This window comes from Polynucleobacter duraquae (assembly GCF_000973625.1).
Classification (GTDB): domain Bacteria; phylum Pseudomonadota; class Gammaproteobacteria; order Burkholderiales; family Burkholderiaceae; genus Polynucleobacter; species Polynucleobacter duraquae.
The window spans coordinates 1,138,343-1,161,373 of the sequence record NZ_CP007501.1; the positions used below are offsets into that span (position 1 = coordinate 1,138,343).

Annotated in this window: 23 protein-coding genes and 1 tRNA gene; 6 read left to right on the forward strand and 18 right to left on the reverse strand. The window is 46.4% G+C overall.

The window, feature by feature from the left end; all coding sequences use genetic code 11:
* The first annotated feature begins 3 nt into the window (after positions 1–3).
* Positions 4–1,368: an amino-acid N-acetyltransferase gene (argA, locus tag CL55_RS05940; protein ID WP_046331201.1), complete on the forward strand. Its 1,365-nt coding sequence runs from the start codon at positions 4–6 to the stop codon at positions 1,366–1,368.
* A 56-nt stretch (positions 1,369–1,424) separates the two neighbouring features.
* Entirely contained in the window at positions 1,425–1,697 is a 273-nt protein-coding gene (locus tag CL55_RS05945; RefSeq protein WP_046330271.1) for an oxidative damage protection protein, read from the forward strand.
* 221 nt (positions 1,698–1,918) lie between these two features.
* On the opposite strand, the gene rpiA is transcribed toward CL55_RS05945, so the two are convergent.
* Positions 1,919–2,629 (reverse strand): ribose-5-phosphate isomerase RpiA, encoded by a 711-nt coding sequence (gene rpiA, locus CL55_RS05950; protein WP_046330272.1) that lies wholly within the window; start codon positions 2,627–2,629, stop codon positions 1,919–1,921.
* Between the two features lie 111 nt (positions 2,630–2,740).
* On the opposite strand from rpiA, the gene tal reads away from it, so the two are divergent.
* Positions 2,741–3,709: a transaldolase gene (tal, locus tag CL55_RS05955; protein WP_046330273.1), complete on the forward strand. Its 969-nt coding sequence runs from the start codon at positions 2,741–2,743 to the stop codon at positions 3,707–3,709.
* A 30-nt stretch (positions 3,710–3,739) separates the two neighbouring features.
* On the forward strand, positions 3,740–4,162 hold the full coding sequence (gene trxC / locus CL55_RS05960) for a thioredoxin TrxC (protein ID WP_046330274.1): 423 nt from the start codon (positions 3,740–3,742) through the stop codon (positions 4,160–4,162).
* On the opposite strand, the gene rlmB is transcribed toward trxC, so the two are convergent.
* Together rlmB and rnr are read right to left on the reverse strand one after the other, a co-directional pair.
* Complete coding sequence (gene rlmB, locus CL55_RS05965; protein ID WP_046330275.1) at positions 4,155–4,910, reverse strand: 23S rRNA (guanosine(2251)-2'-O)-methyltransferase RlmB; 756 nt, start codon at positions 4,908–4,910, stop codon at positions 4,155–4,157. The two genes, trxC and rlmB, sit on opposite strands and share 8 nt — an antisense overlap.
* A gap of 29 nt (positions 4,911–4,939) precedes the next feature.
* Positions 4,940–7,342 (reverse strand): ribonuclease R, encoded by a 2,403-nt coding sequence (rnr, locus tag CL55_RS05970; RefSeq protein ID WP_046330276.1) that lies wholly within the window; start codon positions 7,340–7,342, stop codon positions 4,940–4,942.
* 144 nt (positions 7,343–7,486) lie between these two features.
* Between rnr and CL55_RS05975 the strand changes: the two genes are divergently transcribed.
* Positions 7,487–7,573: transfer RNA gene (locus CL55_RS05975), tRNA-Leu, on the forward strand.
* 160 nt (positions 7,574–7,733) lie between these two features.
* Here the strand turns inward: CL55_RS05975 and CL55_RS05980 are convergent.
* From CL55_RS05980 to CL55_RS05995, 4 genes are read right to left on the reverse strand one after another with little or no spacing between them, the layout of a single operon-like run.
* Positions 7,734–7,916, reverse strand: a complete 183-nt coding sequence (locus CL55_RS05980; RefSeq protein ID WP_046330277.1) for a 4-oxalocrotonate tautomerase — start codon at positions 7,914–7,916, stop codon at positions 7,734–7,736.
* A gap of 9 nt (positions 7,917–7,925) precedes the next feature.
* The gene (locus CL55_RS05985; protein WP_046330278.1) at positions 7,926–8,687 is read right to left on the reverse strand and encodes a class II aldolase/adducin family protein; all 762 of its coding nucleotides are present in this window, start codon (positions 8,685–8,687) and stop codon (positions 7,926–7,928) included.
* Between the two features lie 41 nt (positions 8,688–8,728).
* Positions 8,729–9,226, reverse strand: coding sequence for a hypothetical protein (locus tag CL55_RS05990; RefSeq protein WP_046330279.1), 498 nt, complete (start codon positions 9,224–9,226; stop codon positions 8,729–8,731).
* A 24-nt stretch (positions 9,227–9,250) separates the two neighbouring features.
* Positions 9,251–9,937: a dienelactone hydrolase family protein gene (locus CL55_RS05995; RefSeq protein WP_046330280.1), complete on the reverse strand. Its 687-nt coding sequence runs from the start codon at positions 9,935–9,937 to the stop codon at positions 9,251–9,253.
* A gap of 173 nt (positions 9,938–10,110) precedes the next feature.
* Here CL55_RS05995 and CL55_RS10640 point away from each other — a divergent pair, with 173 nt between their 5' ends.
* Entirely contained in the window at positions 10,111–10,266 is a 156-nt protein-coding gene (locus tag CL55_RS10640) for a hypothetical protein (RefSeq protein WP_156156273.1), read from the forward strand.
* Between the two features lie 97 nt (positions 10,267–10,363).
* On the opposite strand, the gene CL55_RS06000 is transcribed toward CL55_RS10640, so the two are convergent.
* The 11 genes from CL55_RS06000 to CL55_RS06050 form a co-directional block, all read right to left on the reverse strand.
* On the reverse strand, positions 10,364–10,867 hold the full coding sequence (locus CL55_RS06000; RefSeq protein ID WP_046330281.1) for a hypothetical protein: 504 nt from the start codon (positions 10,865–10,867) through the stop codon (positions 10,364–10,366).
* A 93-nt stretch (positions 10,868–10,960) separates the two neighbouring features.
* Entirely contained in the window at positions 10,961–13,177 is a 2,217-nt protein-coding gene (locus tag CL55_RS06005) for a malate synthase G (RefSeq protein WP_046330282.1), read from the reverse strand.
* A 61-nt stretch (positions 13,178–13,238) separates the two neighbouring features.
* On the reverse strand, positions 13,239–14,579 hold the full coding sequence (locus CL55_RS06010) for an adenylosuccinate synthase (RefSeq protein ID WP_046330283.1): 1,341 nt from the start codon (positions 14,577–14,579) through the stop codon (positions 13,239–13,241).
* A 51-nt stretch (positions 14,580–14,630) separates the two neighbouring features.
* Complete coding sequence (locus CL55_RS06015) at positions 14,631–15,794, reverse strand: ATP phosphoribosyltransferase regulatory subunit (RefSeq protein WP_046331202.1); 1,164 nt, start codon at positions 15,792–15,794, stop codon at positions 14,631–14,633.
* 18 nt (positions 15,795–15,812) lie between these two features.
* Entirely contained in the window at positions 15,813–16,685 is an 873-nt protein-coding gene (gene hflC / locus CL55_RS06020; RefSeq protein WP_046330284.1) for a protease modulator HflC, read from the reverse strand.
* Complete coding sequence (hflK, locus tag CL55_RS06025; protein ID WP_046330285.1) at positions 16,685–18,205, reverse strand: FtsH protease activity modulator HflK; 1,521 nt, start codon at positions 18,203–18,205, stop codon at positions 16,685–16,687. The genes hflC and hflK overlap by 1 nt, the downstream gene beginning before the upstream one ends.
* Positions 18,198–19,472: a GTPase HflX gene (hflX, locus tag CL55_RS06030; protein ID WP_257719921.1), complete on the reverse strand. Its 1,275-nt coding sequence runs from the start codon at positions 19,470–19,472 to the stop codon at positions 18,198–18,200. Before hflX ends, hflK begins: the two co-directional genes overlap by 8 nt.
* Positions 19,432–19,674, reverse strand: a complete 243-nt coding sequence (gene hfq / locus CL55_RS06035; RefSeq protein WP_046330286.1) for an RNA chaperone Hfq — start codon at positions 19,672–19,674, stop codon at positions 19,432–19,434. Before hfq ends, hflX begins: the two co-directional genes overlap by 41 nt.
* A 179-nt stretch (positions 19,675–19,853) precedes the next feature.
* A complete protein-coding gene (der, locus tag CL55_RS06040; protein ID WP_046330287.1) occupies positions 19,854–21,218 on the reverse strand; it encodes a ribosome biogenesis GTPase Der in 1,365 nt (454 codons plus the stop codon).
* Positions 21,215–22,369, reverse strand: coding sequence for an outer membrane protein assembly factor BamB (gene bamB / locus CL55_RS06045; RefSeq protein WP_046330288.1), 1,155 nt, complete (start codon positions 22,367–22,369; stop codon positions 21,215–21,217). Before bamB ends, der begins: the two co-directional genes overlap by 4 nt.
* On the reverse strand, positions 22,369–23,028 hold the full coding sequence (locus CL55_RS06050) for a YfgM family protein (RefSeq protein ID WP_046330289.1): 660 nt from the start codon (positions 23,026–23,028) through the stop codon (positions 22,369–22,371). Before CL55_RS06050 ends, bamB begins: the two co-directional genes overlap by 1 nt.
* Between the last annotated feature and the right edge of the window lie 3 nt (positions 23,029–23,031).

The window sequence follows — 23,031 nt, forward strand, 5'->3', positions numbered from 1 at the left end:
ACTATGCCAACAAATGCACCGAATCCCAGCTCAAATGCCGAAGAATCCAGCTCTAACTTTCCTTTTGTAGGATGGTTGCGTGACGTTGCGCCCTATATCCACAGCTTCCGTGAGAAGACCTTTGTCATTGCCTTTGCTGGTGAGCTAGCTCAAGAAATTGGCCTAGAAAATCTGATTGAAGATATCGCCATGCTGCACGCCATGGGCATGCGCATTGTTCTGGTTCATGGCATACGCCCTCAAATTGAAGAGCAGTTAATGCTCCGCAATATTAAGAGTCAATTTGGTCAAAGCGCAATGCATAGCTATCGGATTACCGATGCTGCTGCCCTAGAATGCGTCAAAGAAGCTGCTGGTGAATTACGCTTGGATATCGAGGCAGCATTTAGCCGGGGATTACCCAACACTCCGATGGCAGGCTCACGAATCTCTGTGATCTCGGGTAACTTTATTACAGCAATGCCTGTAGGCGTTGTTGAGGGAATTGATTACATCCATACTGGCTTAGTGCGTAAAGTGGATTCCACCTCTATTAAGCTCTCACTCGACAGCAATAAGATCGTGCTGCTCTCACCATTGGGATTCTCGCCAACTGGTCAAGTATTTAATCTCGCTTTTGAGGATGTAGCTGCATCTACTGCTGCAGCACTCAAAGCAGATAAATTGATCTTCTTAAGTCCTTATGCAGGCTTGAAAGATGAGGAAGATGACTTCATCACTGAACTCTCAATGCCCCAACTTCAAGAATACGTAGCCCAACATCCAGAGCTTGACCTAGGCATGAAAAGTTTGTTGAATATTTCTGGCAGAGCTATTCGTGCTGGCGTAAGTCGGGTGCACTTTCTGCCTTGCAACCAAGATGGTGCGCTGCTGGAAGAGCTCTTTACTCATGATGGTATTGGCATGATGCTGGCCTCATCTGATATTGAGAATTTGCGTGAAGCTAATCAAGATGACGTTGGTGGCATTCTGCAGCTTACTAGCCCGCTGGAAGAAGAAGGCATTTTGGCTGCACGAGGTCAAGATGTCATTGAGCGTGATATTCAACGCTTCTCTGTGATTGAGCATGACCGCGTTCTCTTTGGATGCGCAGCCCTCTTCCCATTCCCGAATGGCGTAGGTGAACTTGCTTGTCTCGCAGTAGATCCTGATGTTCAAGGCTCAGGCGATGGAGAGCGTTTGCTTAAGCGGGTTGAAATGAGAGCAAAGCGGGAAGGCATCAAGAAGCTTTTCGTCTTGACGACCAGAACAGAACATTGGTTTTTGAAGCGCGGCTTTAAGCGCGCCTCGGTAGACGATCTTCCAGAAGAAAGAAAGCAAATTTACAACTGGGATCGCAAATCGATGGTGTTGACCAAAGATCTGTAACAAATTATTCGTTTTATATTTTCTCTTTAGTACACCGTATTTGAAAGGCAACACAAATGGCACGCATGGTTCAATGCATCAAACTCAACAAAGAAGCTGAAGGCATGGACTTCGCTCCACTACCAGGCGAACTCGGCAAGAAAGTTTGGAATCAAGTCTCTAAAGAGGCTTGGGCTGCTTGGTTAAAGCACCAAACCATGCTCATTAATGAGAATCGCCTCAATATGGCCGACCCTCGCGCTCGTCAGTACCTCCTCAAGCAAGTTGAAAAATACTTCTTTGAAGGCGGTGCAGATATGGCACAGGGTTACGTACCACCAGCGGAGTAATGATTTCTGAATATTGCTTGACGAGTTAAATTCAGAGGCATAGGATGGAATCGTAGTCAGTCAGTTCTTGTGATCGACTACATTGGCGAAAGCCACTACTCGTAAGCATATCTATGTGCTTATGGGCATCGGGAACATTAAATCTTCCCTTTGCCCGCGTCATGAATCATCATGACAAACAAACCCGATGGATCAGCTTGCTGCCCCGTCGGGTTTTTTAATTAAAAGGTAATCCTACTTACGCCAGAGGCATTGCTCACCAATAAAATATCCGCCTTCTCTTTTGCGAATAAACCAACAGTGATTACGCCAGCGATTTGATTGATTTGCTCTTCAAGAGTGATGGGATTGGCGATCTTTAAACCGGCGATATTCAAAATCCATCCGCCGTTATCTGTTACAAAGGGCTGACTTGCTGTTTGACCTAAATCTGTACGAGTCTCTTTGCTCATTCTGAGTGTGACTGTACCGCCCAACTTATTTAGCTCTTGAGTAACAATTCCTTTTGATAAGGGGATGATTTCTACAGGCAATGCAAAGTTACCCAATACCGGAACTTGCTTTGAGGCATCACAGATACAGATAAATTGTGTGGCCATGGAAGCAATAATTTTTTCGCGGGTCAAAGCGCCGCCACCCCCTTTAATCATGTAGCCAGCAGGATCGATTTCATCAGCGCCGTCCACATAGGCAGGCAGATGATCCACCTCATTGGGATCCAAGACCTTAAAACCGTGCTTTAACAGGCGCTCTGTCGTGGCATTAGAGCTAGATACTGTTCCCAAGAAATGATCTTTATGTGGCGCTAAGGCATCAATAAAGTAATTGGCGGTAGAGCCCGTCCCAATGCCCAAGATCTGACCTGCGGGGAGCCTTAACACCTCATCCCGAGCCGCCTCACCTACTAATTGCTTTAGTTGATCTTGATTCATGATCTTGCCCGATATCCCTTATCTGAACTGGAACAGCCTGATTTATCCATCTATCATATGATATTCAAACTGTTCCACCTGATTAATACATCGAGAGTATTGCAAATAGCCATGACATCACCTGCAAGCGCACTGAGCCAACTCAAACAATTCACTACCGTCGTGGCCGATACTGGCGACTTTGAGCGTATGCGGGAATACCAACCGCAAGACGCCACTACCAACCCATCTCTGATCCTGAAGGCTGCCCAGCAAGCCAACTATCAGGCCTTGGTAAATCAAGTCAAGTCAGCGCACCCTGGCATCAAACCCGTCGATTTAGTTGACCATATCCTGGTGGCTTTTGGTCTGGAAATTTTAAAGATTGTCCCCGGCAGAGTGTCGACTGAAGTTGATGCACGCCTTTCTTTTGATACTCAGGCAACCATTCAGAAGGCTAAGCACCTCATCTCGCTATATGAATCACACGGGATTGAGCGTAAACGGGTCTTGATTAAGCTAGCTGGTACATGGGAAGGAATTGAGGCAGCCAAAGCTTTAGAGTCAGAGGGCATTCACTGCAATATGACGCTCCTTTTTTCTTTGGTGCAAGCGGCAGCTTGCGGTGCAGTCAATGCGAAATTGATCTCTCCTTTTGTGGGGCGAATTACCGACTGGCATAAAACAAAACTTGGCAGCAATTGGAGTGATGAACAACATGGCGGAGCAAATGATCCCGGCGTTACATCGGTCAAGCGCATCTTCCACTATTACAAGCACTTTGGGATTAGCACCGAAATCATGGGGGCTAGCTTTCGCAATACGAGTCAGATATTAGAGCTAGCCGGGTGCGACTTACTCACTATTAGTCCAGAGCTATTGGGTGATCTACAGAAAAGTACTGCTGTGGTCGAGAAAAAGCTAAATGCCAGCAATGCTGCTAGCGCACTTGCCAGCGAACAGATCATCGCACTTAAGCTAGATGAGTCAAACTTTAGATTGCAGTTAAATAATGATGCAATGGCTACTGAAAAACTAGCCGAAGGGATTAGGAATTTCTGTATCGATACCGAGAAACTAGAAGCGCTCTTAAGTAACTAATTCTGTCAATTGCTAGACTAAGGAGTCAAGATGATTATTCATTGCCCGCATTGCAATAAAGGAAATCGTATTCCTGCTGAAAAGCTCAATCAAACGCCTATCTGCGGAGCCTGTCAACAAGAACTCCTATCGCTCCCAATTAACGCTACAGCAGCTAACTTTAGTGAACTTATAACTCAATCTGTCATGCCAGTAATAGTCGATTTCTGGGCGCCATGGTGTGGGCCCTGCAAGATGTTTGGTCCGACCTTTCAGTCAAGTGCCATTACTCATGCAAATCAAGTTTTATTTGTGAAAGTCAATACTGAGGCAGAGCAGGCACTCGGATCGCAATGGAATATCCGCTCAATACCGACCCTAGCAGGATTTAAAGGTGGTAAAGAGGTGCACCGTGTTAGTGGTGCTCTGCCACCAGCCCAACTAGAGCAATTTGTAAAGCAGTTGACTATTTAGACTCTTTGGATAGACGCTGTCTTAGTGCTTCATACAAGCAGACGCCACTGGCAACGGATACATTCAGACTCTCTACAACACCCTTCATCGGGATGCGTACCAACTCATCACAAGTCTCGCGGGTTAAGCGGCGCATGCCCTCACCCTCCGCACCCATAACAATACCTATGGGACCAGTCAAATCTAAGTCGTAAATCGATTTTTCAGCTTCATCATCGGTACCGATTAGCCAAACACCTGCTTCCTGCATTTCTTTCATGCTTCGAACTAGATTGGTAACAGTAATAACGGGCATCACCTCAGAAGCACCACTCGAAACCTTACTCACAGTAGCATTAATTGAGGCCGAACGATCTTTAGGAATCACTACCGCATCTACTCCAGCACCATCAGCGACACGCAAACATGCACCAAAGTTGTGGGGGTCGGTTACACCATCCAAGACTAAAAACATCACCTTACTTTGATTGCTTTGCGCATCTTCTACTACCTCGGTAATGGTCCGCGCAATGGTCATCTTCTCAGCTAGTGCCACTACACCCTGGTGGCGATCATGTCCCGCCAACTTATGAAGACGCTCGGCATCGGCAGCATGTAGTCTTTCACCTAGAATTTCTTCAGCCTGCTTGAGAAAATCACCCATACGGCGATCACGCCGACTAGGATCAAAATAAACTGACTTCAGACTTGCTGCATCCACTCGTAAGCGCGCTTGAACCGCATGAAAACCAACTAATATTTGCTTCATCTTTACTTATCTCGATCTAGTATTGATACTTATTTACGACGCGCTTTAGTACTGCGAACAGGTGGTTTGGTACCAGCAGGCTTGCCGGCAGGTCTTGTGGGCTTACCAGACTTCGCAACTTTACTTGCGGTGCGCCCAGCTTGATTCTTGGATTGATTTGCACCAAGGTTACCAGCAGATTTAGCAGCATTGACGTTCACACCAGCATGCTTCTGCGGCTCTTTACTTCCAGGGCGGCCTTTTTTAGGTGCAGCTTTTTTATTGGGTCTACCGGTATCGCTAGCCAATATGATTTGACGACGATTGGTAGTGCCGCCTGGCTCTAAGCCAACTGATTTCACCAGGCTAAATTCAATCTTACGCGCATCTAGATCGACTCGACTGACTAAAACGTGTACCCGATCACCTAAGCGATAACGAATACCCGTTCTCTCGCCACGCAATTCTTGACGGGCTTCATCGTGCTGGAAGTAATCACCGCCCAGTTCAGTCACATGGATCATGCCCTCTACAAAGAGATTTTCTAATTGTATGAACAAACCAAATGTAGCTACCCCAGTAACCGTACCAGCATATTCTTGCCCCAAATGATCGCGCATGTAATAGCACTTGAGCCAAGCCTCTACATCACGGGATGCTTCATCAGCACGGCGCTCATTCGATGAGCAATGCACACCCAATTGACCCCAAATAGGCATTGCCGCATTAGCGCCCTTAGGCAATTTAGGCAATCGCGTACCGTTAGCTGCAGCCTCCTTTGCATCGCTATGAGATTTCTTAGCATTCACAGCATTTTCGCGACCTTTACCTTTGCGCGGCAGAGTGAGATTTAAGGGAACTGTTGGGGGCAATACTGGCGTGTAAGGTTTCTTAGCAAGAATTGCTTTGATGACACGATGCGTTAAGAGATCAGGGTATCGACGAATCGGACTTGTGAAATGCGAATATGCGGGATACGCAAGACCAAAGTGACCTTCGTTATCTGGCTGGTACATGGCTTGCTGCATAGAACGTAAAACAACCGACTGCAACATATTGGCATCGGGACGCTCTTTGATTTCACGCATGAGCTTGGCATAGTCTTTTGGTTTCGGCTTTTCGCCGCCGCCCAAAGATAAGCCAGAGGTACGTAAAACCTGGCGCAAAGTCATCAATCTTTCTTCGGAAGGCTCACCGTGTACACGGTAGAGACTGAGATGCTTATTTTTATCAATGAAATCAGCAGCGCAGACATTTGCTGTCAACATACATTCTTCAATCAAGCGATGCGCGTCGTTACGCAAACGAGGTTCAATACGCAAAATCTTGCCTAACTCATTACTGATGATTTGAGTTTCGGTTGTTTCAAACTCGATAGCGCCACGTTTTTGGCGTGCGTCTAGCAATATTTTGTACAGGGAATAAAGATTGGTCAGCAGAGGCCTGAACTGAGCAAAACGAGTTGCCTCAGGACCTTTGCTATTAGAGAGAATCTCCCAAACCGTATCGTATGTAAAGCGCTGCGCAGAATGCATGACAGCGGGATAAAACTGGTAAGCCAAAACAACGCCACTTTGATCCACTACCGAGTCACAGACCATGCACAAACGATCAACATCAGGATTCAACGAGCAAAGACCATTAGAGATCTTCTCCGGCAGCATCGGTATTACCCGTCTTGGGAAATACACTGAGGTTGCACGCAGAAGTCCCTCATCATCCAAAGGATGTCCTGGCTTGACATAATGAGATACATCAGCAATCGCGACAATTAGGCGCCAGGCCTTAATCTTGCCGAACATAAGCGGCTCGCAATATACCGCATCATCAAAGTCACGCGCATCAGCACCATCAATAGTAACCAAAGGAACATCGCGCAAATCCACGCGACCTTCCAGATCCGATTGCCTAACAGTGTCGGGCAAGGCCTCTGCTTCTTTTTTTGCTGCTGCTGAAAATTCGTGGGGCACGCCATATTTACGAACGGCGATTTCGATTTCCATACCAGGATCATCAATTTCACCCAAAACTTCGATAACACGACCAACGGCTTGACGGTAGCTATCTGGATAGTCAATGATCTCGACACTGACGACCTGACCTAATTTGGCGTTACCCTGACCTTTTGGTGGAATCAAAATATCGTGACCAATACGCTTGTCTTCCGGCGCAACAATCAACACGCCATTCTCATTTAAGAGACGTCCGATAACTACTTTATTAGCATGCAAAATGACATCGACGATCTGACCTTCTGGACGACCGCGCCGATCTGTTCCTAATACTCTGACATTAACCCTATCTGCATGCATGACGCGGGACATTTCTCTTTCAGAAAGAAAAATATCTTCACCACCGTCATCTGGGATGACAAATCCAAATCCATCTCGGTGACCCTGGACTGTACCCAAACGGTCAGCCTCTCGTGGCACCAAGTTTTTTGCTTTACGCATTTAATTCCTTCGGCAATACATGCCTTATATTTCAATGAAAATTCTGAATTAGCCTACTGTATCAAACCATCAAGTCTGAAGGGTGAAAGGCCAAAACAAGTGAAGAGGTGGGCCAGAAGGCGCATACCTTTATAATAACGGCATGCCCAGGTGGCGAAATTGGTAGACGCACCAGCTTCAGGTGCTGGCGATCGTAAGGTTGTGGGGGTTCGAGTCCCTTCCTGGGCACCAAACAAGGTTTAACAGGGCTCTGCGCCTGAAAATACAAGACCATTTTAAAGAAAACTGGCCATTTCTACATAAAAATACATAAAGTCTATATGGGGACGTCTTTCATAAATACAAGCCCCATTTAGGCTTCCACATTCAGGCATGTATTAATACGCAAATATTAATCACTCCATAACTTGCCTGCAGTCGCCCAATCTGATTTCTTAACGTCCCGATAAATAACATCCACTGATTCAGCGCTGCATCCCATAATTTTCACCGCAGCTTCCGTAATTGCCTTAGCGTACTCGCGCTTGACCTCATCGCTGCGACCCTCAAATATTTGAATTTGAATTAATGGCATAGATATCTCCTATTCACTATTTTTTAATAAACCTAGATAAGCTGGCCACTCCATCTGACCTTCCTCATCACCATCACTGCATAATTGCTCGTAAGTCATCCTGCAAATTGCCGGATCGGGAATTATTAATCCTTCTGCCGCACCCGCCAGTATTTGAATTTTGCAGGCCTTATCTAATACATCCATCAAATAAAACGCCTGTTGAATACTGACACCACAGATGATGCTGCCGTGATTTTCTAACAATAAAGCCTTTTTATCTCCAAGAGCAGATATGAGTCCCGCTTGCTCAGACGCTGATAAGGCCAGCCCTTGATAGTGATGCCTTTCAATATCGCTATAGAACCGTAAGGCATGCTGTGACAGTGGTAATAAACCTTGCTTTTGTGCAGAGATCGCAATGACGGAATCAACGTGCAAATGCAGTACACATGCTGCATCTGACCTGGCCGTATGTACTGCCCCATGAATAGCAAAACCAGATTTGTTCACTGGCCCTATGCCCGAGATAATTTCTCCATCAAGGTTCACCTTGACTAAATTTTCTGGGGCTACTTCATCAAAGCGCAAACCAAATTGATTGATGAGATAGGCACCCTCTTCATTTGGAACAGAAGCTGAAATATGGGTATAGATACCATCGTCCCACCCCTTCATCGCAGCGAGACGATATGCTGCAGCTAAATTGATTCGAACTTCTTCTTCAGTCTCGTTGCGATACTTGAACTTGACGTCATCAATGGCGTTATGGGGATGTAATTTATCCGTCATAAAACATATTCTCGCTGTTGTCCTGGCGTCATATTAAAAAGCTAGAGCCCCATAGATCGATGCAAAATCTTGGGTTTCATTTCTTCCCAAAGACCTTCAAACTCTTCCGCCCTATCTTCGGACAGCTCAATCGGCGCAAACAGTCCACTAAAGAAGATTGTCTTTTTGGGAGCCAGAATCTTTTCAAACTCAGTTAATCCAACCGGCTTATCATCAACATCCCGCGTTAATTGGGCGGAGCACACAATTGCTTGTGCGTCGTCCTGATCAATTACTGCAAACTCAATGAGTTGTTGAGACTTCTCTAGGATCACTAAAGTTCCACGCGCATAACAAACTGCCTCATGCTCTTGCACGATATAAGACAAAAATTGATTTTCTTCTTCCGCATTCATACGCAAGTCGTCAATAAAAAAGAGGTATTGACTCCCTTCTCCATTGACTAAGGTAAAGACTTTAGGAATCACCCCATGCCCTAAGGCAAGATTACGGTAATAAGAAGAAAGTTCAACAGCGATGTTTTCGGCAAAAAGATGCATAGGATAAATCTGTAAATAAGGCGCTTATAGAGTGAGCTGAGTTTTTAAGAAATGCATCGTGCGCTCCCACGCCAAATCAGCAGCAGCTGGGTTGTATTGCAATGGTGGCAGACCTCTAGCATCTGACTTTGGATTAGCAAAAGCATGCTTGGCGTCATAGCGCTCGAAATCATAAGTCACTCCAGCTGCTTTCAACTTTTCTTCCAGTTGATCTACTCCAGCAATCAAGAAAAAATCATCATGCAGCGCCCAGTGTGCCAACATCGGCTTTTTGATAGCTACTGCATCAACATACTCCAGCGGAGGGTAGCCATACCAAACCACCGTGCCATCGCATTCCGGAACAAGGCCGGCCGACAGAACTGTGAGCGCCCCACCCATACAAAAACCGGTGACAGCAACTTTAGAGCTACCCGTTGCCTTGAGATACTGAACAGCACCGCGGATATCTTGACTGGCAGCATCACCAAAATTCAGATCATTCATGAGGTGCTCTGCTTCATTTGCTTCCAAAGCGAGCTTACCTCGATAAAGATCCGGGACTAGAGCACGATATCCTGCTTTTGCTAAACGGTTAGCAACATTTTTAATCTCATCATCAAGGCCCCACCACTCTTGAATCACCACCACACCCGGAGCATTAGTCGGATTGGCCGGCTCAATTAAATAGGCCTCTACTGAATTACCATCTGGTCTCTTAAATGAAATCATCACAATCTTTCTTTTTAAATAAATTCGGTTTAATACGCTTGTTTATCCTTGTGAATATAGCCCGCCTAGCAGAAAGTAAGCAAGCTGCGTAATCAGGGTGGGTTTTTATAGGCAGAAGCTGCAATTGCTAAGAATAAGGTGTATCATTAGGGTTAACCCTTAAGGAGCTCACCATGGCACATTCAAACTCAGTTCAATTTCAACAAACATCCGCTATTAGCTTTAAGCCTTTTTTAGCAATTAAAGACTTCTTTGTCTTATTGGCGACTGCTTTTAGTGAAGCGAAAGTGATGGAGCAAAAATCACGTAGAACTAGTGGAAATTGGTAATTTATTGCTGATTTAGCACTGTTTTAGGCCATTTTTGGTCATTTATTAAAAAATTAGCCTCTGCATTTTGGAGGCTTTTTCTTTATCAAAAGCGTCCCTAGCGCAAAATGTAATAGCCATACACACAGCGTGACCCACCCCGAGAAGGATTGTGGGTATCTTGGATAACCCCATCAATGACAGCAGTTAGGTGCTTAGAAACTTTCACAATTAATCTGCCCGAGGGTAGCTCATTTGCCAGTAAGTGCACTTTACAGCCAGCCCCAACCTGCATTGTAGGAACCCACTCAAACCCATGGGACAGAATGTAATCATGAAATACATTGCGATGATTGCCGTTACGGGGTGAGGCACCCTTAGCATTGAGCCGTCTAGCCAACTTATCATTTCTTTGATCGGCATAGGCTGCATTAGCAGCACGAAGATCTTTGTAAACCTGCAAATAAGGTAAATGGGCAGCAATAGCAATCGCCCGAACGACACAGTCACCAGCCCCACCTTTGAAACCTGCAAGCGCTCTACCTCCATCATTCACTTGAAAGCCTAGCTCTTGGCCACGAGCATGAGATGGTCTGGTGAAAAGGTTTAAGAAACTAAACATAGAGTGCTTGAATGATTAGGTAAGCTCTGACAAAAAGAAAAAAAATGGACTTGCCTTTCGACAAATCCATTCTCATTGGCTACTCACTTCAGATTACTTTGCTTGTGCCTGCTTAACCTTCAAACGCCACGCATGCAGCAATGGCTCGGTATACCCGTTTGGCTGCTCAAGACCCTTAAAGATCAGATCACTTGCAGCTTGAAAGGCATATGAATCCTTATAGTTTGGCATCATTGGCTTGTAGAGGGGATCATCAGCATTTTGACCATCAACAATGCTGGCCATTCTTTGCATAGCTTCCTCAACTTCTGCCTTAGTTACATACTTATGTAGTAACCAATTAGCAATGTGCTGACTAGAAATACGCAATGTTGCGCGATCTTCCATTAAGCCTACGTTATAAATATCAGGCACCTTAGAGCAACCAACACCTTGGTCAATCCAGCGAACTACATAACCCAAAATACCTTGGCAATTATTATTCAGGGATTCGCGAATCTCCTCTTTAGTCCAATCAGGATAGAGCGCAATTGGTACAGTCAGGAGATCATCGGTTAAAGCCTCATATTCAGCTGCAGTATCTTGTTTCTCCATCTCTTCTTGGATCTTGGCCACATCGACCTGATGATAATGAATTGCGTGCAAAGTAGCGGCAGTAGGTGATGGCACCCAAGCGGTATTGGCTCCAGCTTGAGGATGTGCAGCTTTTTGCTCAACCATCTCTTTCATGAGATCTGGCGCAGGCCACATGCCCTTACCAATCTGTGCGCGACCACGTAGACCGCAATCTAAGCCTGCCAACACATTACGGCGCTCATATGCTCCAAACCATTTGGCAATCTTCATCCTACCTTTGCGAACCATGGCGCCACCATACATACCGGTATGCATCTCATCACCAGTGCGGTCTAAGAAGCCAGTATTAATAAAGGCCACGCGAGCACCAGCTGCAGCAATAGCAGCTTTAATGTTGACGCTCATACGGCGCTCTTCATCCATGATGCCCAACTTGACTGTGTTCTCTGGCAAGCCAAGTAATTTCTCAACCCGACCAAAGAGCTCGCCAGCAAACGCTACTTCTTCTGCGCTGTGCATTTTTGGCTTCACAATATAGACAGAGCCTTTACGAGTATTACCAATAGTTTGAGTCGCTGGGCGATTGATGTCATATAGAGCAATTAATACCGTCACGACTGCATCTAAGATGCCTTCGTAGATTTCTTTACCATCGCCAGTAATGATGGCTGGGTTAGTCATCAAGTGACCAACGTTACGGAGAAACAAGAGTGATCGCCCATGCAAAGTAACAATGCCGTCTTTAGCATTGACTGCGCCAATACCTGCAGTGTAATTACGATCTGCATTGAGTTTACGAGTAAAGGTCTTGCCACCTTTGCTCACTTCTTCAACCAAGGTACCCTTGAGAATGCCTAACCAATTCTCATAAGCAAGCACTTTGTCATCGCCATCAACAACTGCTACTGAGTCTTCTAGGTCCAAAATGGTTGAGAGCGCAGCTTCAAGCACCACGTCGTTTACTCCAGCTGGATCAGAAGCGCCAATGGTTTTAGTCTTATCAATTTGGATATCAATATGAATGCCATGATTGCGCAATAAAACAGATGATGGCGCAGAGGCATCGCCCTGGTAACCAACAAACTGCTTATCATCCGTCAAGCCCGTTGTGCTACCGTCTTTTAGTTTCACAGACAGTTTTTTGTCAACAACGCTATAGGCAACTACATCGTCATAAGAGGCTTTAGCCAAAGGAGCAGCTTGATCTAAAAACTGACGTGCGTAGGCAACTACCTTAGCACCACGAATTGGGTTGTAAGCTCCCGCTTTAGTAGCGCCATCTTCTTCAGAGATCACGTCTGTGCCGTACAGAGCATCATACAAAGAGCCCCAACGCGCATTTGCCGCATTTAATGCATAGCGTGCATTGAGCACCGGAACAACCAGCTGAGGACCGGCTTGGAGAGCCAGCTCATCATCCACATTCTGAGTAGTCGCCAAAACTTTAGCAGGCACATCATCGATATAACCAATTTCTTTCAGATACTTGCGATAAGCAGGCATATCTTTGATTGGTCCAGGATTAGCTTGATGCCATTTATCTAAATCCAATTGCAAGCGATCGCGCTTGGCTAGCAATGCTTCATTTTTTGGGCTCAGATCTTTAACGATCTCGTCAAAACCTTTCCAAAAGTCTGCGCTTTTGATGCCCGTGCCAGGCAAGACTTTATCTTCGATAAAACGGTAAAGCGGTGTAGCTACTTGAAGGCTATTACATTGTGTACGTGCTGTCATTTCTAAATCCCAAAGCAAATGTGTAAATTAAATATAAAAAGTTGAAAAAGGAAGTGCTTTATTAACCTTTGAATGGATGTTGCAGAAGAATCGTTTCATCGCGCTCAGGTCCTGTTGAGACCATGGCGATCGGCTTCCCTGCAACTTCTTCGATGCGATGCAGGAACTTCTGTGCCTCTATTGGGAGTTTGTCCCATTCACGAATACCAAAAGTAGTTCCCTTCCAACCCGAGAAATCCTCATAAATTGGTTCACAACGCGCAACAGCTTCGGCGCCGCGCGGCAATACATCCAATGTTTGACCGTCAAGCTTATAGCCCACGCAAAGACGAATCGTCTCAAAGCCATCTAGTACATCAAGCTTAGTAATACACAAACCAGATAAGCCATTGATCTGAATAGAACGCTTCAGTGCAGCAGCATCTAGCCAACCAGTGCGACGCGGACGGCCGGTAACAGAGCCAAACTCTTTACCCACTTCAGCTAAACGAATGCCAACTGGATCTTGCTTGGCTGGGTTATCAAAGTCGTATAACTCACTCGGGAACGGGCCAGCACCGACGCGTGTGCAATAGGCCTTAGTAATACCCAAGATATATTGCAATGAATCTGGACCAACTCCAGATCCCGCAGCTGCATTACCAGCCACGCAGTTACTGGAAGTCACGTATGGATAGGTGCCATGATCAATATCGAGCAAAGTGCCTTGTGCACCTTCAAATAATAAATTTTGACCAGCTTGCTCTGCTGCATATAAAGCGCTAGAGACATCGACCACCATCGGCTTGATGCGTTCCGCATAAGACATAGCCTCTTCTAAAGTCTTTTGGAAATCGACTGGCTCAGCCCCATAGTAGTTTGTGAGCATGAAGTTGTGATATTCCAAGTTTTCACGCAATTGCGCAGCAAACTTTTCTGGATAAAACAAATCTTGAACACGCAAAGCACGTCGAGCAACTTTATCTTCATAAGCCGGTCCGATACCACGACCCGTGGTTCCAATCTTGGCATCACCCCGTTTTTTCTCACGAGCATGATCAATGGCTACGTGATACGGCAAGATTAAAGTGGTTGCTTCAGAAATCTTTAAACGGGACTGCACATCTAAGCCTGCAGCCTCTAACTCACCAATTTCTTTAAAGAGCGCTTCAGGAGAAAGTACAACACCATTCCCAATGTAGCAAATCACGTTCTTATGCATGATTCCGGAGGGAATCAAACGCAAAATTGTTTTTTTATCGCCAATAATCAGCGTATGACCTGCATTATGCCCACCCTGAAAACGCACAACTGCTTGAGCATGGTCAGTTAACCAATCCACCACTTTGCCCTTACCCTCGTCGCCCCACTGGGTGCCAATGACAACGACGTTACGACCACGAGCTTGTTGCTTTAAAGACATAATGAAATCCAAAAGATAATTACAGAATTAGTGTGTTGTTAATAAAGCCGATTACTTCTTTTTTACCACCCATGCACTATCTTGCCTTACTAACTCACGATCACAAAGATATTCGGCGGTTTCTACATCATCACCGCCAAGCGCTTGGATGACTACTTCACCAGCAACGCGTAACTCGGCAATCTTGCTAGCCAAGCCGGCCTCCAAAGTCCAAGGCGCTACGATGGCAGGTTTTCTTTGCGCTAAAGGCGCAAGATTAGCCAAGGTCAACAAATCCATTGAAAAGCCAGTCGCAGGACGGGAGCGTCCAAATGCCTGACCAACGTGATCGTATCTGCCGCCTCTCGCAATTGGCTGTGGCAACTGATCAACATAAGCCGCAAACATCACACCGCTGTGATATTGGTATCCGCGCAAATCCGCCAGATCGATACTGAGCTCAACATTGACTTTGAATGCATTGGTTGCTGCAGCTAAATTTTCTAATTGCGCCAAGGCCTCGTCAATCAAGGGATGTTTCGGCAAAGACTTTCTAGCGTCAGCCAATACTTGCGCACAGGGGCCGTTTAATTCAGTAAGAGCCATGAGGGCTTGCGCAGACTTGGTCGGTAAGCATTGAGACCAAATCGCCAAGCGTGGGCGATCTTTACTTTGCAACAAGCTATACAGAGCCTCAACTTCACCCTTATCTTTAACTTGCCCATCTAGAATGCCTTCAAGCACGCCCGCATGCGAAAGATCAAGGTAGACCTTATTCAGTCCAGCCACACGCAAAGTTTCTAGCAGTAAAGAAACTGCCTCGAAATCCGCTTCCCATGTAGCGCATCCATATATCTCTGCACCCAGTTGTAATTCCTCGCGAGCAGAACTCCCTACCGGAGTACGAGCATGAGCAACAGAGCCCGCATAGCAAAGGCGGGTTACACCTTTACGATTGAGTAAGTGCGCATCAATGCGAGCAACTTGCGGAGTCATGTCAGCACGCAGGCCCAATGTACGACCAGACAACTGATCAACCAATTTAAATGTTTGTAAATTCAGATCTGAACCAGTGCCAGTCAGCAAAGAATCTAGGAACTCCAATATAGGCGGAGCAACTAGTTCATAGCCATAGGATTGATACAAATCCAAAATGGCGCGACGCAGTGTTTCAACCTTGCGAGCCTCGGCTGGCAAAACATCAGCAATATATTCAGGAAGTAACCAGCGATTCATGATTTGCAACATTCACTCTTAATTTTTTTTGTTCATGAATTTGAAGAACTCGCTATTAGGCTCAACCACCATCACATCCCGCTTATCCTTGAAGGAACTACGGTAGGCCTGGAGACTCTGATAGAACTGAGCGAACTGAGGATCACGTCCAAATGCATCTGCATATAAAGCGGTTGCTTTAGCATCACCAGAACCTTTAATTTTCTGCGCTTCACGATAGGCTTCAGCTAAAATCGTGTCACGTTGTCGCTCTGCATTAGCTCGAATCTTGTCTGACTCTGCGGCACCGGTGGAGCGCAACTCATTAGCAACACGTTTACGCTCTGCTTCCATTCGTCGGTAGACGGAGTCGCTGATTTCAGCCAAGAGATCTACGCGCTTGAGGCGAACGTCGACTATTTCAACACCGATATCAGATGCATCATCAGCTACCTTTTTACGAATACCCTGCATCACTTGTTCACGTTGGTCAGAAATGATCTCTCTGACTGTGCGTTTAGTGAACTCTTCGTTCAAGGCAGATCGCACTAACTGAGTTAAGCGATCCTGTGCCAAGCGTTCATCACCTTTAAAACTAACAAAGAACTTGCGGGGATCAACAATGCGCCACTTCACATAAGAATCTACCAAGAGATTTTTCTTCTCAGAAGTAATAAAGCGCTCCGCTTCCGGAGTATCAATCGTCAAAATACGACGATCAAAAAAGCGTACGTTTTCAAAAGGCGCTGGGAGCTTAGCTTGCAAGCCAGGCTGCTCAATCACACGCACAATTTGACCGAATGAAAACACCACTGCGTAGTTACGCTGATCGACTACAAAAATACTGGAAGTCAGTACATAGAAAAGGCCGATCAGACCAGCTATAGCGGCTAAGAGACGATTGGCATTCATTATCTTGCATCCCCTCTATCACGGTTTCTCAGGCCGTCACGTTTTTCGGAAGCGCCAACGCCAGAGGTATTGCTTGGGCTTGGGCTAGTTGCATTGTTGCTAAATGGTGCTGCTGGATTGCCCGTCGCACCACCCACGGTTACAGACCCAGTAGGCGTTGTAGCTGGTGCCTGACCAGTAGCGACTTGTGTGCTTTCTGCACTGACTTGAGCAATGATTTTATCCAGAGGCAGATATAGCATGCTGTTGCTCTTTGTAGTGTCTACCAAAACTTTAGACACGTTGTTATACATCTCTCGCATACTATCAATGTACATACGGTCACGCGTCACGCCAGGTGCTTTTGCATACTCAGTCTGAACTTGCTTGAAGCGATTTGCATCACCCTCTGCGGTTGCAACTACTCTAGCCTTATATCCTTCAGCCTCTTGAATGAGTCGATCAGCAGTACCCTTTGCACGTGGAATGATGTCGTTCGCATATGCCTGACCTTCACTCTTCAGACGCTCCTGATCTTGGCCGGCCTTAACAGCATCATCAAATGAAGCTTGAACTTGCTCAGGCGGCTGAACGTTTTGAACAGTCACGCTGGTCACATAAATACCGGTTTTGTAGCTATCCAGAATTTTCTGTATTGAGGCAGCTAAATCAATCGCAATCTTTTCGCGACCTTCATATAAAACGGTGTCCATCTTGCTACGCGCCACAATTTCACGCACTGCAGTTTCTGCAGCTTGAACCACGGTGGTATCGGGATCGCGATTATTAAACAAATAGTCAGTTGGATCTTTTAAGCGGTACTGAACTGCAAAACGCACATCAATGATGTTTTCGTCTTCAGTGAGCATGGAAGTGTCTTTTTGGTTAGTTGCTTTAATCAAAATAGAACGGCCAACCTCGACAGAGCGCACTCCGGAGACGTTCACGATTTGCTCAGTCTGAACAGGCCAAGGCATGCGCCAGTTAATACCAGGACCTGCAGTGTAAGCATACTTACCAAAAGTGGTAACCACGCCCGACTGGCCTTCTTGAATGATGTAGAAACCACTAAAAATCCACAGCACTACTACGCCGCCTGCAGCCATGATCACTGTGAATTTGGAACCAAAGGGGTTAGTGAAATTAAAGTTGGGTACATTAAAACCACCGCCGCCGTTACCGTTGCCGCCGCCGTTACCGCCACCATTGCCACGTTGTGATGGTGGAGGAATATCAGCACTGTTTGGCTTATTCGCTGTTGTGCCTGATGTAGAGCCTGGCTTTTTCTTGCCGCCAAAGATTCCGCTTAGGCGGTCATTAAAGTCACGCCATAACTCATCTAAGTCTGGCGGGCCGTTTGGTCGCGCAGGCTGATTCTGAGGTTGAGTTTCAACAGGCTTATCCGATCCCGGGTTAGCAGGGTCTCCTTTTGGAGCCTGATTAGAACCTTGACCCTCTTTAGCATCTTTAGATCCGCTTCCAGGTTGACTATTACCCCAGCCTGGATCATTGATCGAAAACAGTTCGAGAAATTTACGCATCGTTTGGTGAGTACTTACGGTTAGGAATCGGATTAAATTCGGAAGTTTCTGGTCGTTCTGGTAAAGGAGCTAAAAACTCGTCGGGGTTCATTTGAACTTTGGCGCGATTCTGCTCGATCCTTATTCTATCAGTCATTTGAGAGCATTCAGCAAGGGCTGAGCGCAATAAATCAAGGCCTAAGCCAGTTCTGGCAGAGAGGAAAACCTGACTCGGAATCCCCTCCGAATCGCGAGTCAGGACAGCCCCTTCCGTAAAGGTCTGGGGCATCTGGTCAATCTTGTTCATGATCTCGATACGGGGGATGTCATCGGCCCCAATTTCCCGTAAAACAGCCTCTACTTCGGCCTTTTGCTCCCTTGCGACCGGGCTACAGGCGTCAATCACATGCAAAATCAGATCTGCATGAATAGTTTCATCCAAGGTGGCCCTAAACGCCTCCACCAGTTGGTGAGGTAACTCACGGATGAAACCTACGGTATCGGAAACCACTATTGAACCCACACCGTCTAAATGGACTTTACGGGAGGTTGTATCCAGGGTTGCAAATAACTGATCTGCCGCATAAGTCCCTGCTTTTGTAAGGGCATTAAACAAGGTGGATTTACCGGCGTTGGTGTAACCCACCAGCGAAACCGAAAAGACATCCTTGCGATTACGGGCTCTTCTTTGGGTTCTTTGCTGGCGCTGAAGCTTCTCCAACTCCAGCTCTAGACGCTTCGCCTTGGTCGCCAGCATCCGTCGGTCTAACTCCATCTGAGTTTCACCAGGACCACCACGCACACCAATACCACCCCGTTGACGCTCTAAGTGACTCCAGGCACGTACCAGTCTAGACATGCGGTAGCGAACCTGAGCTAGCTCAACCTGCGTTTTACCAATATGACTTTGCGCTCTTTGGCTAAAGATGTCCAAAATGAGACCCGTACGGTCCATGACATGAAAGCCAATATGGCGTTCTAAATTGCGTTGCTGAGTTGGGGATAAAGGATGGTTAAAGATGACCAATTCGGCACCCTCCTCTTCCATCGCTTTTTTAACTTCGTTCGCTTTGCCTGAGCCAATAAATAGAGCGGGATCGGTTTTACCCTTGCGGGCAATCACACTAGTAATAGGTATCGAGCCGGCACTCTGTGCGAGCAGGCTGAGTTCAGCCATGCTGTCCGCAAAATCTTCGCGGCCTGTATCGACTCCAACCAGAACGGCACGCGCCGCATCTACACCCGTTTTAAACAGAGCTAGCTTCTTCCGTGCGGAACTCCACTGCACGAGCAGGAACAATCGTAGAAATAGCGTGCTTGTAAACCATCTGAGTTACGGTGTTACGTAAGAGGACTACGTATTGATCAAACGATTCAATATTACCTTGCAACTTAATGCCATTAACCAGATAGATGGAGACAGGCACATGCTCTTTGCGCAGGGCATTGAGGAATGGATCCTGAAGTAATTGGGTTTTGCTGTTGTTCATACTGCTCCTTGATGGTTTTTATTTGCTGCTATTTTGGGAGTCTTGCTTTTTTTATCTTCTATTCAACTACTAGGTGTTACTAAAACTACTACCTGTCTCCAACATAAGGGGTCTGATATTCAAAAAACAAGTCCCCCCACTTAAAACACAATTAAAACTGTAGCGCTATTTTTACTTTTTTACTTCTTTTTACCTTTTTTACCCTTGTCAGCATCAACATAGGGGTTTTTAGCGGTATTCATCTGAATCCGTAATGGGGTGCCTATTAACTTAAAGACTTCTCTAAAGCGACCTTCTAGATAACGCTTGTAACTATCAGTTACACCACTCAAGGATGTTCCATGAATCACCACAATGGGGGGATTCATACCACCTTGGTGGGCATAGCGCAATTTTGGACGACCCATGCCCACACGCTTAGGCTGCTGGTGCTCAATAGCATCTTGCAAAATGCGGGTGAGTTTAGGGGTTGGTAATTTCGCCATGGCTGCGGCATAAGCGAGATCAACGTCCTTAAATAACTCTTTGAGACCAGTACCCTTCTTGGCAGAAATCGGATGTACGTTTGCAAAATCGAGGAAGCGTAATTTTTGAGCGATCTCTAAACGCGCACGCTCTTTGACGTAAGAATCAAGACCGTCCCACTTGTTCACGGCCACTACCAATGCACGTCCTGCCTCAACAATAAATCCAGCAATATGAGCGTCTTGCTCAGAAATATCTTGCTGGGCATCGAGCATCAGAATGACGACATTGCAATCTGCAATCGCCTGTAATGTTTTCACCACTGAGAACTTCTCAATCGCTTCAAATACTTTTCCACGACGGCGCAGACCCGCGGTATCTACCAGAATATACGGCTTACCATTGCGCTCAAAGGGCACTTCAATTGCATCGCGCGTTGTGCCTGGCATATCAAATGCGATCACACGCTCTTCACCGATCAATTTATTGATCAGAGTGGATTTACCAACGTTAGGACGACCCACTACCGCAATCTTCATTGGACGATTAGGATCGTTTTCTTGTTCTTCTGGTTCTGGCTCTGGTATGCCTAAAGAATCCAAAGCATCATCAATCAAACCACGAACACCATCACCGTGCGCCGATGAAATCGGAAATGGCTCACCTAAGCCCAGCTCATGAAAGTCTGCGGTAACCACACCAGACTGCATACCTTCAGTCTTGTTCACTGCTAGGATGATCGGTCTACCCGTCTTGCGCAAGAAATCCGCAATCACACGGTCTTGTGGGGCCATACCCAAACGGCCATCCACCAAGAAAATAATAATGTCTGATTCCGCAACAGCTTGCTTGGTTTGCTTGGCCATCTCGGCCACAATGCCGGTCTTCGCTACAGGCTCAAATCCGCCAGTGTCTACGCAAATAAATGCGCGCTCGCCGATGCGGCCTTTACCGTAGTGACGGTCGCGGGTTAGACCTGAAAAGTCTGCGACCAATGCATCACGTGAACGTGTAAGCCGATTAAACAGTGTCGATTTGCCAACGTTAGGACGACCGACAATAGTAATTACTGGATTCATTTTGGACTGTACGCCGCTAGTTTTCCACCTTGAGACTGAACCAAGATGAGGCCGTTCACCGCAATCGGTGCAGCTGTGATGGGACTACTGTCATGACGAATGCGTGCCACCATTTCACCATTCGCTTGTGAGAGTGCATGCACATAACCTTGCGCATCACCAACGAGTAATACCTTACCAACCGCCATCGGCTCACCAACATCTCTAAATGTTAGCTGAGTATTTTCCCAAGCTTGTGAACCATCTTTCACCGCAAATGCAGTGACATGCGATTTTTCGTTTGAGGAGAAAACCAAATCAGGGCTTTGCGCTGTACCGGTATAGCTTGAATAATCTTTGAACCACAATAAATTACCTGTGCGCGCTTGACCACAACCTACGCGACCCTGATAAGAGACGGCGCAAATAATTTCGCCTTCCATACTTGGCTTAGCAGTCACATCATTGAGGCGCTCAATTTCAGAGAATCCTTTTGGAAACGAAACAGGAGTCTCCCAAACAAGACCCCCATTCGCAATCGCAATCATCCCAAAGCGACCCCCGGCAAACCCAGTCACAATCACCTCATTACCGATGGCAAGCATGCCGTAACCAACGCGCAATGACAGAGCGGATTGTTGACGTTGATAAGTCCACTTACGTACACCGGTCTGAGCATCAAAACCAACAAAGCGATTATCCAAGGTGCGAATGATGACTATACCGCCAGCAACCACTGGCTCTGATAGGACTTCACTGCCAACACTGACATTCCAAATAGGCTTACCAATATCGTCATAAGCATAGACAGTGCCTTTGGTGGTGACTACTGCCGTCGTGCGACCATCTGATCCAGGTCCAATCGATAGGCGGTCTGGTACAGATACTTCCCATACTTTTTGACCAGTACGTAAATCAATCTTGGCAAGATTACCGCGATGAGAGGCGGCATAAACAGCATCGCCCGCTACCGCAGGATGAAAATTAAATGGCTCAGATGAACCTACGCTAGTTGTCCATACGGGAGCAAAATCAAATTGATTGCTAACGGGAACTAGCTCAGCAGGCTTGCGCACACGCGAGCCGCCTGAACAAGCTACTAGGGCCACTACCACCGAGCCTAGTACTAAAGCTGTACTTGCTAGTTTTGCTACGCGTTTGCAATCCATCATCACTGAGCTACTCCTCCGACGGCATCTAATTTAACCTTCAAGAGACGACGCGCCTCTTCAGGGAATTCTTTTGAATCATTTAACTGCTTCCATGCAGCCTCATAGCTCTTGCGTGCATCAGCCGTATTCTTTTGCGCTAGATACCAATCGCCGCGACGCTCTGACCACAAAGCCTCAAAACCTGAAACAGGCTTCTCCTTCAATATGGCATCCGCTTCTGCAAAATCCTTTTCAGTGCCTAGCTCAATTAATTGAGCTGTTAAGCGCAACTTAGCTAAGGCTAGATATCCTTGGTCAGATGCGTTCTTGGTAGCCCAGCGCAAATAATCGATTGCTTTGGCTGAGTCACCTGCATCAGCGGCAATCTTCGCAGCTACTAAACTAGACATTGCAGCATAGGGCGTACTAGAGAACTGTTTTTGCAAATCATCAGCGGCGAGTAAAGTTTGATCTTTATCGCCCTTGTTGATCGCAGTAACCATGGTCTCGTATAACTGGGATGCAGCCGCAGCTTGGCTAGTACGCCACCATTGATATCCGTTATACCCCGCATAGGCAAATAAAGCAGCCGTGACCACACCAGTGATCAGATTGCGATACTTTTGCCAAAACGCTTTAAGTTGATCTAATTGTTCTTGTTCTTCTAGGTCTAAAGGCATGTC

Coding starts and splice junctions, on each gene's coding strand:
- argA (WP_046331201.1), top strand. CDS start 4: ATGCCAACAAATGCACCGAATCCCAGCTCAAATGCCGAAGAATCCAGC.
- CL55_RS05945 (WP_046330271.1), top strand. CDS start 1,425: ATGGCACGCATGGTTCAATGCATCAAACTCAACAAAGAAGCTGAAGGC.
- rpiA (WP_046330272.1), bottom strand. CDS start 2,629: ATGAATCAAGATCAACTAAAGCAATTAGTAGGTGAGGCGGCTCGGGAT.
- tal (WP_046330273.1), top strand. CDS start 2,741: ATGACATCACCTGCAAGCGCACTGAGCCAACTCAAACAATTCACTACC.
- trxC (WP_046330274.1), top strand. CDS start 3,740: ATGATTATTCATTGCCCGCATTGCAATAAAGGAAATCGTATTCCTGCT.
- rlmB (WP_046330275.1), bottom strand. CDS start 4,910: ATGAAGCAAATATTAGTTGGTTTTCATGCGGTTCAAGCGCGCTTACGA.
- rnr (WP_046330276.1), bottom strand. CDS start 7,342: ATGCGTAAAGCAAAAAACTTGGTGCCACGAGAGGCTGACCGTTTGGGT.
- CL55_RS05980 (WP_046330277.1), bottom strand. CDS start 7,916: ATGCCATTAATTCAAATTCAAATATTTGAGGGTCGCAGCGATGAGGTC.
- CL55_RS05985 (WP_046330278.1), bottom strand. CDS start 8,687: ATGACGGATAAATTACATCCCCATAACGCCATTGATGACGTCAAGTTC.
- CL55_RS05990 (WP_046330279.1), bottom strand. CDS start 9,226: ATGCATCTTTTTGCCGAAAACATCGCTGTTGAACTTTCTTCTTATTAC.
- CL55_RS05995 (WP_046330280.1), bottom strand. CDS start 9,937: ATGATTTCATTTAAGAGACCAGATGGTAATTCAGTAGAGGCCTATTTA.
- CL55_RS10640 (WP_156156273.1), top strand. CDS start 10,111: ATGGCACATTCAAACTCAGTTCAATTTCAACAAACATCCGCTATTAGC.
- CL55_RS06000 (WP_046330281.1), bottom strand. CDS start 10,867: ATGTTTAGTTTCTTAAACCTTTTCACCAGACCATCTCATGCTCGTGGC.
- CL55_RS06005 (WP_046330282.1), bottom strand. CDS start 13,177: ATGACAGCACGTACACAATGTAATAGCCTTCAAGTAGCTACACCGCTT.
- CL55_RS06010 (WP_046330283.1), bottom strand. CDS start 14,579: ATGTCTTTAAAGCAACAAGCTCGTGGTCGTAACGTCGTTGTCATTGGC.
- CL55_RS06015 (WP_046331202.1), bottom strand. CDS start 15,794: ATGAATCGCTGGTTACTTCCTGAATATATTGCTGATGTTTTGCCAGCC.
- hflC (WP_046330284.1), bottom strand. CDS start 16,685: ATGAATGCCAATCGTCTCTTAGCCGCTATAGCTGGTCTGATCGGCCTT.
- hflK (WP_046330285.1), bottom strand. CDS start 18,205: ATGCGTAAATTTCTCGAACTGTTTTCGATCAATGATCCAGGCTGGGGT.
- hfq (WP_046330286.1), bottom strand. CDS start 19,674: ATGAACAACAGCAAAACCCAATTACTTCAGGATCCATTCCTCAATGCC.
- der (WP_046330287.1), bottom strand. CDS start 21,218: ATGAATCCAGTAATTACTATTGTCGGTCGTCCTAACGTTGGCAAATCG.
- bamB (WP_046330288.1), bottom strand. CDS start 22,369: ATGATGGATTGCAAACGCGTAGCAAAACTAGCAAGTACAGCTTTAGTA.
- CL55_RS06050 (WP_046330289.1), bottom strand. CDS start 23,028: ATGCCTTTAGACCTAGAAGAACAAGAACAATTAGATCAACTTAAAGCG.